We start from the raw sequence: 9,522 nt of genomic DNA, 5'->3' as shown, positions 1-9,522 counted from the left end.
AATTAATAGATATGTTGTATAATTTATAGACATTGTTGAGTTGAAGTATTTTTAAATGGATATTTAGTTAAATGAAATGTTTAATTAAAGCTTACAAAGAAAAGGGATGAATTTTTTTGGAAACAAGAAATTTAATTATAGAAACTGCAAAGGAATTATTAGTTGAAAGGGGATACCATGATTTAAAGGTAGCTGATATTTGTCGAACTGCTGGTTTAGGTAAAGGGACTTTTTATTACTATTTTGAACATAAAAGCCAATTAATCGATATTATCGGTATGATGTTAATCAATGAAATAGAATATCAAATTAATCAACTAGATAATCAGAAAAACACTGATGCTATGATTATTGATCTTTTTAATATTTTTATAGATTTTTCGATTGAAAAACGACAAATAATGAATAATTTATTAGCTGCTACGAGTGAAAGTGAATGGATGAATAGTTTGCGTACAGGTTATAAGCCATTTAGAAAAGTTATAGCACTTAAGTTGTTTAACGATGAATCAGCAAGCTCATTATTTAAAGTAAAATATATAATGGGGATTGTAGATTTTTATATTAAAGAAGAGATTTTAGATAATAATATTTCTAAAGATGACCGTATTTTATCGGTTTATATAAAAATGATCATGAGTGGAATCGATTCTGTTTCTGAAAACGACTTTAAATAATAAAAAAGTTTTAATTTAGTGTATATTTTCCATAAAATTTATTGTATAATCTAAAAGGTTTGTATTTAGCAAATAAATAAATTTGTTAAATACTAATTTTTAGAATATAACTGACTCGTGGTCAGTAATCATGATTTTAAAAAGTAAGAAGGTAAATAAAATGAATAATGTTGATATAAGTAAAGAAGAATTAGAAAGACTTAATAAAGAAATTGAAGATGAATTACGTGAATATGATTTTAAAAAAGAGAAAAAACAAGAAAAGAAACAATTCTTTACTCTAAAGTTTATGTGTACATTCTTTTTAGTGATTTTAATGGTCTCAAGCTTAGTTAGATTGTTTATATAATAGAAAACTGATAAAAATATAAGGTGAGGTGATACAGGTGACAGTTTATAATATTAATCTTGGAATTGGATGGGCAAGTAGTGGTGTTGAGTATGCGCAATTATATAGAGCGCAGTTATTAAGAAAGTGCGAGCAAACGATTAAATTCGTTTTTTTAGACTTTATTAAAAATGAAAACATTCAAACATTAACTGAGAATATAGGATTTAAAGATGATGAAATAATATGGTTGTATCAGTATTTTACAGATATAAAAATTGCACCTACAAGTGTGACAATTGAGTAAATTACTAGTCAATTACATTCAGAGGTTACAAAAATTGAAGATAAAGGCAAAGTGAGACGCATTTATTACAATAGTGATCATAACTATATAAATTGTCATTTAAAGAATGAAGACAGTGATATTGTCGATAGAGTTGAATATATTTCTAGAGGAAAGTTAATTAGAAGAGATTATTACTCGTATGTTCGAATCTTATCAGAATACTATGCGCCTGAAGATAATGCTGCAAAGTTATATATGAGAACTTTTTATAATGAAGATGGCTCAATTGCTTACAATGAATATGTAAATGAAGATGAAAGCATGTTTGTCTTTAAAGATAAAGTGCTATATACGAAACAAGATTTTATAACTTATTTTTTAGAAAAACTTAATTTAACTGAAGAAGATTTACTTATAGTTGATCGTTCTAAAGATATTGGACAGACAGTGGTTCAAAATAAAGGTGCAGCACGTTTAGGTATCGTGATTCATGCTGAACATTATAATCAAACTGCGACTAATGATTCTAATATTCTATGGAACAATTATTATGAATATGTATTTATGAATGCACATGAAATAGATTTCTTTATTACTGCTACCGATATTCAAAACCAACTATTAGCTGAGCAATTTGAAAAGTATTACCATAAGTATCCTAAGATATATACAATTCCTGTTGGGAGTTTAACTACTTTAGTTAAACCAGAGAAACGAAAGCCGTATTCAATTATTACAGCTTCAAGATTAGCAAACGAAAAGCATGTAGACTGGTTAGTGAAAGCAGTAGTGAAAGCAAAAGAAACAATTCCAGAAATTACGTTTGATGTTTATGGCGAAGGTGGTCAAAAGCGTTTATTGAAGGATTTGATTAAAGAAAATAATGCAGAAGAATACATTCAACTACAAGGTCACGTTAACTTAAGCCAAGTATATAAAGACTATGAATTGTTCTTATCAGGTTCTACAAGCGAAGGATTTGGATTAACATTGATGGAAGCGATAGGGTCAGGACTAGGAATGATCGGATTTGATGTGAATTATGGAAACCCTACTTTTATCAAAGATGAACAAAATGGTTATTTAATACCAATTAATTTAAATGAACAAAAAGAATCAGAAATTGTAAATCATATCGCAGACGGTATTGTTCGATATTTTGAACAGGACACGCATCGTTTTAACCAAGTATCTTATGAAATTGCAGAAAAATTCACGCAACCAGTTATAGCACAAAAGTGGAAAAAGCTAATTAGTGAGGTGTTATATGATTAATTTATTTGATGTTTTTGATAAAAAAGCAATCGTTTTATATAATTCATTCAAACATGCTGATAATCAACGAACAACGATTGTTATTGAAGAAAACGGATTTTTACCAGAGGGTGTATTAACGCCTTATCAATTTTTTGCGAATAATCCTACTTCAACAATAAGTCCTTTATTTTTTAATGAATGACAATTCCGAGATTTTGGACGATTGAAGGTAATAATAATACAGCATTTATTAAAAATGTTGATGAAGTTAAGGCACGAATTATATATAAGAAGAATTATAAACAAAGAATTGTAGAGCGTGTGGAGTGGTTGAATAAACGCGGACATACGCAATATATAGATTACTATAATAAATTCGGGTTAAAATATGCGCAAGTCGTGTTAGATGTTCAAACTCAAAAGAGAATTTTGAAAAGGTATTTCAACCATAACAATGACTTGTTTATGACAGAAAACTTTATAACAAATGATATTACGCTAAATTGGAAGAATAAAGAATACTTTTTCCATTCAAAAATTCAGTTTGTGAACTTTTATCTTAAAGTAGCACAATTAGAAACTGAAGATTTCATGATTAATTCACTTTCAATACCATCAGCAGTGCTTAACGGATTAGCTGGTCCTGGAAATGATCAGATTTTCTGGCAAGGTGATATTACAGAAAATATCATTAGTCATTTGGAAAAAGCATTAGCAAAAGAAAAAAGACAATATAAACTGTTGCTACCTAGTCAGTCATCTTATGAAAAAGCTCCATCATTAATAGACGAAAAATATCAAGATCGAATTCACCAAGCTGGTTATGTTTATAAATTTATAAAATCTAATCAACATTCAAATCAAGTATTAACATTGACAAACTCGGATCAATTGCCACATATAGAAGAAATTATACAATCACATCCAGAACTAGAATTTCATATCGCAGCGTTAACTGAAATGTCTATGAATTTAATGAAATTGAATCAATATCCAAATGTAAATTTATATCCAAACGCACGAAGAGAAAAGTTTGTTTCACTTTATAAAACATGTGATATTTATTTAGATATAAATAAAGGAAATGAAATATTAGATGCAGTAAGAGCAGCATTTAATTATCAATTATTAATCCTAGGATATAACGAACTTGCACATAACAAGGATGTCACAGCAGAGCATAACTTGTTCGACATAGAAAGTTACGCAGACTTAAGCACAACACTAGAACAAATAAGCACAGACCAATCAGTGTTAGATCAACGACTTCAATTGCAATTACAAACAGCAGGATCCATTAACACAACAGAATTTATTCAGTCATTGGAGAAGTGATTCTTAATAACTTGATTAATCTTTCTAATTAGCTAAACTTGTAATTAACATGTATATAAGAGGTGTATTAATATGATGTTTATTGCTGCATTTATTCCAGTATTTATTATAGGCTTTATTGTCTTAGCTATATTTGAAGAGAAAAAGAAAAATCGTAAATAATATGTGATGTTAGGAAGCGGAGGTTGAACAATTGTCTGTTTTTTCTATAGGTCATTATGATTATGAGTTAGATACATTTATGCAAATGTTGGAAGAAGCTAACATAACTATGATAGCTGATGTTCGAGCATTTCCTAATAGTAAACGTCACCCTCAATATAATCAAGAATCATTTGAAAAATGGTTAGAAAATCACCATATAAAATATCAACATATGCAGCTATTAGGTGGACGCCGAAAGCAATCACAAGAAATTGGTGATTCTCTAAATGAAGGATGGGACAATCAATCATTTCATAATTATGCAGATTATACATTAACAGATGAATTTAAAATTGGTGTTAATGAATTAATCGAAATGAGTAAAGAAGAAACAGTAGCAATACTGTGCGCTGAGCAACATCCATCAAGATGTCATCGATTAATTATAAGTAATTGGTTAGTAGCACATAAAATAGAAGTGAACCATATTATATTTAATAGTAAAGAAGGCATTAAAGTCGTACCACATCAATTAGGAAAATGGGGTGCCATGCCAATTCTTGAAGACGATGGAGAAGTAGTTTATCCTAAGCAAACTTAACAAGTTGGAATGAAAAGTAATATGTGAAAATATAGATTATAGAAGTCTTCGTGCGATTCGTCTTCCCTTACACTCTAAAAACTAAATTTATAACTCATTATCCACAACATAAAAACATCCCAATTCGAAATTAAATCTTTCGGGTTGGGATGTTTGTTTTGTATAAGTATGATTTATTGTTTTACTTGTAGTCTTTGTTTTGCTGAATGTGTGCGGGTTGTTACTTCTTGTGGGGATACTGCTTTTCCTAATCCAAAGTTAGGCATGTTAAGATAAATATTTTCATAATTATTTTCTTTAACGTTATATGTTTCGTGATAAAAACCTACTGCATTATTATCTTTAAGTTGCTTACTAAATCTTTTCCAAGCTTTTAAGTGTTTAGGCATTTTTGAATATGTTAATAATGATTCGTTTGAATCCCAGTATTGTATGATATTCACGCCTTTATATTTAAAGAACATTTCAAATGATAGACAGCCTATTGATTTATTATTTGATAATTCTTTAAGCATCGCTGGCATTGCTAAAATGACAGGTAGCCATTTATGGACTTGTAAAGGTTTGTTGATGTGAACGCCTATTAAAAATACAGTGATGTCCTTTTCAGGAACTACTGTAAATCTTCCTTTATTCATTTTGATCAACCCTTTTCCCTTTAATATACGTATTGATTTCATTAATAGTTTTTTTATTTTTTTTATTTAGTATTGTCCAAATAATAAAGTAAACCACAATAAATGTGATGAAGAAAATTAATATTGCCGACACTTTGAAGGGGAACCATCCTGCTAGTATAGCTAATGGGAAAAATATAATTAACATGATTAGAAAATGAAGAATAGTTGTTATTACTCTTGAATATTTAAGGTGTGTAAATATTAATGTGCTTAGGCTGAATGTTATACCTATCATTGCCCAAACACATACGGCTATTATCATAATTTGGATATCATCTAAATATTTAAAGTAAATTTCACCCATATAAGAATGTGGATTAACAGGATCATAACCACCACTAGCAAACAATAGAGAGAAAATAATTGAAATAATGACACCAATTGAGATGCCTATTATCGTGCCTTTACATAAACGTTTCATATACCTAATACCTCCTTAATTTCCTTTAAATATCGTCTTGAAGAAAAAGTTGTATCATTATTAATAAATTTAATTTCTATAATCCCACTTTTATTTAGTACTAAATGATCTATAAAGGTTACATTGATGATTTCTGATTTGGATATTTGTAAAAAATTATCACTTAAATGCTTTTTTAATTTATAAAGCCTTTCATTATAAATATATTGTCCATTTAATGTATAGATATTTAATAGTTTGTTTTCAATACGAAAACTATAAATATCATTTTGTTTCACAATATGCGTTTCATCACGCCTGTTTTTAACAGGATAGAAAGTTTGATCTGCATGAGTTTGTATTAATTGAATCATTTCTTCTATATTCTGATTGTCAGGATGACAGTTGATGATTAAATCATCTTGTTCTAAAGAAGCGTCATAGTTAACTTTATATTTCATAATGTCTTCCTCCTTAACTAAAGTAAAACAAATTTCGTTGAAAAAAACTATATCATTTCGCTAAGTGGTAAATATATGTGAGTAAGTGGTAGGGGAAATGAATTGCTTAGTAATAAAATAAAAGAAACCTCAGTCTAACAAGTAGACTGAGGTAAGGCTAACTTATCAAATGTACTTGCTTTATCAGAATACATCCCACTTTTGTAGAACTCTAAAAATTCATCTTTAGATATGACACCATAATTGTTTGTTGCTGAGAAGAGTTATTAAAATTTATGAATAATGAAAACAACTTTATTATGTTAAATAATTTTGAAAAATCTTGAAATATTTGTAATATATCCTATTTTCATTTAACACTTATAGTATAATAATATTATTATTAAGATATGAAGTACAATTTGATTGGGGATGAATAATGATGGAGAGAATGATAGTAGAAAATTTGGATATTGATATAAGAGTTGATTTTGTGGATATGATTAATTATTCATTAGCACAAAATGATTATACGATTATCAAAGATATTCAATTTTTGAATTTAAACGAAGATAGGGATTTTGAGAATTTAAAGTTAAAGATATATTCGAATACCAACTTTATATACAAATTTGAACAAGAAATACCTTACATTGAAAAAGATAATGTATTCACTATTGAAAAACCCAAAATTAATTATAATTATGATTTCTTTAGGGAAATAATAGAAAAAATTACTACACACTTTTTTATTGAGTTATTAGATGAGAAAAACAATACTATTTTTAAACAACCATATAAAATTAATATACTACCTTACCAACATTGGTTAGGTACGCAGATATATCCTTCTCTAACTTGTGCATATATAGTACCAAATGAAAATGAAGTAAGGAGAGTAGTTTCTGAAGCGGGAATGAAACTGAAAGAATGGACTGGAGATCCAAGTTTTAATGGATATCAAACAGGAGATAGCGAGAGCGTTAGATTACAAGTTGCAGCCATTTATGCTTCGTTACAAAAAGAAAATATAGCTTATAAAAACCCACCAGCAAGTTTTGAAAGATTTGGACAAAATATAAGATATCCTCAAGAAATTATTCAATATAAAAATGGAACCTGTTTAGATTTAGCATTCTTTTTTGCTGCATGTTTAGAAGCAGTTGGAATACACTCATTAGTTATTTTTATACATGGTCATGCATTTGCAGGATATTGGTTGTTAGATAAGTCTTTCACTGAACCATACATTTCTGATTTTGCTGCATTATCTAAAAGATTGTCTGATGATATTAAAGATATTGACGTAGTTGAAACAACATCAATAGTTAACGGTAGAGATATATCATTTGAAGAGTCTACTCGTATGGCTAAGAGAAATATTTTAACTCCTTATAATTTTGAAGGAGTTGTTGATGTGAAATGCGGTAGAAATTATGGTATTACACCTGTATTGAGTAAAGAAAATAAATCGGATTTTATAATGGAAGATTATGGGGTTCGTGAAACAGTTACAGATGCACCTAATACTATTATTGAAAGAACTGGAGATATTGAATTTAAAGTTAATCCAGTTGAAAAAACTGATATTTGGAGTAGAAATTTATTAGATCTAACATTGAGAAATCCCATGATAAATTTCAGAATGAATAAAAGTTCTATACAATTAATGGTATATGATGTTGCTACATTAGAAGACGAATTATCTATTCATGAACATTTTAAAATTATAGAAAAACCTAAAGGTATAACATTCCAAGAATCTGGAAATCATATTTTTAATGCAAAGTTACTTGAAGTAGAATTCAAAAATATCATTGATGATGATTTTAAAGAAAATAGACTTAGAAGTTTTCTAACAGAGAATGCTCTAGAAAAACAACTTAAATCGATATATAGAAAAGCTAAATCGAATTTAGATGAAAATGGAGCGAATTCACTGTATATAGCGATTGGGTTTTTAAAATGGTGTGAACCTGGAAATATTCATAAAGTTTATAATGCACCATTACTTTTATTGCCGTTATCAATGGAGAAAAAAAGTGCAGGAAGTAAGCTGCTTGTTGAATTAAGTGATGATGAGCCACAGTTTAATATTACACTAGTTGAATATTTGAGACAAAAATTCAATATAGACTTAAGACACTTAATAGAGTTACCTAAAGACGAAAAAGGGACTGATATTCCACTGCTTTTTTCTGCTATAAGAAAGGCAATAATGGATAAAGATGGTTGGGATATTGAAGAGATTGCTACAATAAGTAACTTTTCATTCAGTAAATTTGTTATGTGGAATGATTTACAAAACAGAGCAGAAGAAATTAATTCAAACTTCAATATACAAGCATTGATAAATGGGAATTATAAAATTGATAGATCACTAGAAGATATAAGTGCTCGTAATATAGAAAAAACAGATAAACCGCATGAATTAAGCATAGGAAGTTCGGTAGACGCTTCTCAATTAGAAGCAATAAAAGCAAGTGAAAAAAGTAGTTTTGTACTACATGGTCCACCAGGTACAGGTAAATCACAAACTATTACGAACATGATAGTTCATAACATAAATAAAGGTAAAAAAGTATTGTTTGTTGCAGAAAAACAAGCAGCTTTAAATGTAGTTAATAATCGTTTAACAAATTTAGGATTAAAAGATTTTACACTAGAGTTACATTCTAATAAAACAAGAAAGTCTAGATTTTTAGAAAAAATAGAAGTAAGCATGAATCAAAACTATGAGATGAAAACATTAAATGTTGAAAGTAAATCAAATGAACTTTATGAGTTGAAAAATGAGCTTAGTACTTATGTTGAAGCACTTCATAGCAGACAAAAAAGTGGGTATAGTTTATACGAATTAATACAAATGCATGAACAATTTGAAAAAGTTCCAAAAATTATAACATTAAATCCAAAAATAGTTGAGAACCTAGAAAATGAAGATATTAGGAAAATAAAAGATATCACATCAATTATAGATAAAACAATAAATCAATTAAAATATGGTATTAGTCAACACCCATTAAAAGACTTTAAAGTAAATAAATATAGTATTTCTAAAAAAGATCAATTTTCAACTTTACTAGAAAATATAAAAAATGCAATACCTATAATTAATGAAACAATTAGCAAACATTTTAGTAATGAAGATATAAACACTATCAAAGATTTGTATAATTTTAATAGAGTAATAAATTCTTTAAAAAATTATACATACTCTGTATCAATCAGTGAAGAAATGTATAGTTTATATCAGAATATACCATTAGATAAAGCGTATAAATATGCTAGTTCATTATTAAGAACTTATACTAACACTAATAAATTGATATTAGGCAAATATAATGAAAAAATACTTAATATTAATGCCC

Annotated in this window: 9 protein-coding genes and 1 pseudogene; 7 read left to right on the top strand and 3 right to left on the bottom strand. The window is 28.0% G+C overall.

Annotated features, from left to right (window positions below; all coding sequences use genetic code 11):
• Nucleotides 1–116 precede the first annotated feature (116 nt).
• The 6 genes and pseudogenes from CD129_RS06840 (at nucleotide 117) to CD129_RS06820 (ending at nucleotide 4,631) form a co-directional block, all read left to right on the top strand.
• Nucleotides 117–677, top strand: coding sequence for a TetR/AcrR family transcriptional regulator (locus tag CD129_RS06840; protein ID WP_160149106.1), 561 nt, complete (start codon nucleotides 117–119; stop codon nucleotides 675–677).
• 160 nt (nucleotides 678–837) lie between these two features.
• Nucleotides 838–1,026 (top strand): hypothetical protein, encoded by a 189-nt coding sequence (locus CD129_RS06835; RefSeq protein ID WP_078357243.1) that lies wholly within the window; start codon nucleotides 838–840, stop codon nucleotides 1,024–1,026.
• Nucleotides 1,027–1,063: 37 nt separating this feature from the next.
• Nucleotides 1,064–2,569 (top strand): annotated as a pseudogene (gene gtfA / locus CD129_RS06830) (accessory Sec system glycosyltransferase GtfA).
• On the top strand, nucleotides 2,562–2,753 hold the full coding sequence (locus tag CD129_RS13450) for a hypothetical protein (protein ID WP_243832009.1): 192 nt from the start codon (nucleotides 2,562–2,564) through the stop codon (nucleotides 2,751–2,753). The pseudogene gtfA and the gene CD129_RS13450 overlap by 8 nt, the downstream one beginning before the upstream one ends.
• Nucleotides 2,750–3,886, top strand: a complete 1,137-nt coding sequence (gene gtfB, locus CD129_RS06825) for an accessory Sec system glycosylation chaperone GtfB (protein ID WP_243832010.1) — start codon at nucleotides 2,750–2,752, stop codon at nucleotides 3,884–3,886. Before CD129_RS13450 ends, gtfB begins: the two co-directional genes overlap by 4 nt.
• 193 nt (nucleotides 3,887–4,079) lie before the next feature.
• The gene (locus CD129_RS06820; protein WP_115336992.1) at nucleotides 4,080–4,631 is read left to right on the top strand and encodes a DUF488 domain-containing protein; all 552 of its coding nucleotides are present in this window, start codon (nucleotides 4,080–4,082) and stop codon (nucleotides 4,629–4,631) included.
• A 173-nt stretch (nucleotides 4,632–4,804) separates the two neighbouring features.
• Here CD129_RS06820 and CD129_RS06815 read toward each other — a convergent pair whose 3' ends face one another.
• From CD129_RS06815 to CD129_RS06805, 3 genes are read right to left on the bottom strand one after another with little or no spacing between them, the layout of a single operon-like run.
• Nucleotides 4,805–5,269: a DUF4188 domain-containing protein gene (locus tag CD129_RS06815; protein WP_115336993.1), complete on the bottom strand. Its 465-nt coding sequence runs from the start codon at nucleotides 5,267–5,269 to the stop codon at nucleotides 4,805–4,807.
• Nucleotides 5,262–5,732, bottom strand: a complete 471-nt coding sequence (locus tag CD129_RS06810) for a DUF3021 domain-containing protein (RefSeq protein WP_115336994.1) — start codon at nucleotides 5,730–5,732, stop codon at nucleotides 5,262–5,264. The genes CD129_RS06815 and CD129_RS06810 overlap by 8 nt, the downstream gene beginning before the upstream one ends.
• The gene (locus tag CD129_RS06805) at nucleotides 5,729–6,172 is read right to left on the bottom strand and encodes a LytTR family DNA-binding domain-containing protein (protein WP_115336995.1); all 444 of its coding nucleotides are present in this window, start codon (nucleotides 6,170–6,172) and stop codon (nucleotides 5,729–5,731) included. Before CD129_RS06805 ends, CD129_RS06810 begins: the two co-directional genes overlap by 4 nt.
• Nucleotides 6,173–6,590: 418 nt before the next feature.
• Here CD129_RS06805 and CD129_RS06800 point away from each other — a divergent pair.
• The coding region (locus CD129_RS06800) for a DUF4011 domain-containing protein (RefSeq protein WP_256681899.1) at nucleotides 6,591–9,522 on the top strand (2,932 nt) is incomplete at its 3' end.

This window comes from Mammaliicoccus fleurettii (genome assembly GCF_003970575.1).
Lineage (GTDB): Bacteria > Bacillota > Bacilli > Staphylococcales > Staphylococcaceae > Mammaliicoccus > Mammaliicoccus fleurettii.
Note: the sequence above shows the minus strand (reverse complement) of the source record. Positions and strands in the feature narration are given on the sequence as shown.

What these genes read in the sequence shown, in the direction of transcription:
- CD129_RS06835 (WP_078357243.1), top strand. Translation starts at nt 838, where the DNA reads ATGAATAATGTTGATATAAGTAAAGAAGAATTAGAAAGACTTAATAAA.
- CD129_RS13450 (WP_243832009.1), top strand. Translation starts at nt 2,562, where the DNA reads ATGATTAATTTATTTGATGTTTTTGATAAAAAAGCAATCGTTTTATAT.
- gtfB (WP_243832010.1), top strand. Translation starts at nt 2,750, where the DNA reads ATGACAATTCCGAGATTTTGGACGATTGAAGGTAATAATAATACAGCA.
- CD129_RS06815 (WP_115336993.1), bottom strand. Translation starts at nt 5,269, where the DNA reads ATGAATAAAGGAAGATTTACAGTAGTTCCTGAAAAGGACATCACTGTA.
- CD129_RS06810 (WP_115336994.1), bottom strand. Translation starts at nt 5,732, where the DNA reads ATGAAACGTTTATGTAAAGGCACGATAATAGGCATCTCAATTGGTGTC.
- CD129_RS06805 (WP_115336995.1), bottom strand. Translation starts at nt 6,172, where the DNA reads ATGAAATATAAAGTTAACTATGACGCTTCTTTAGAACAAGATGATTTA.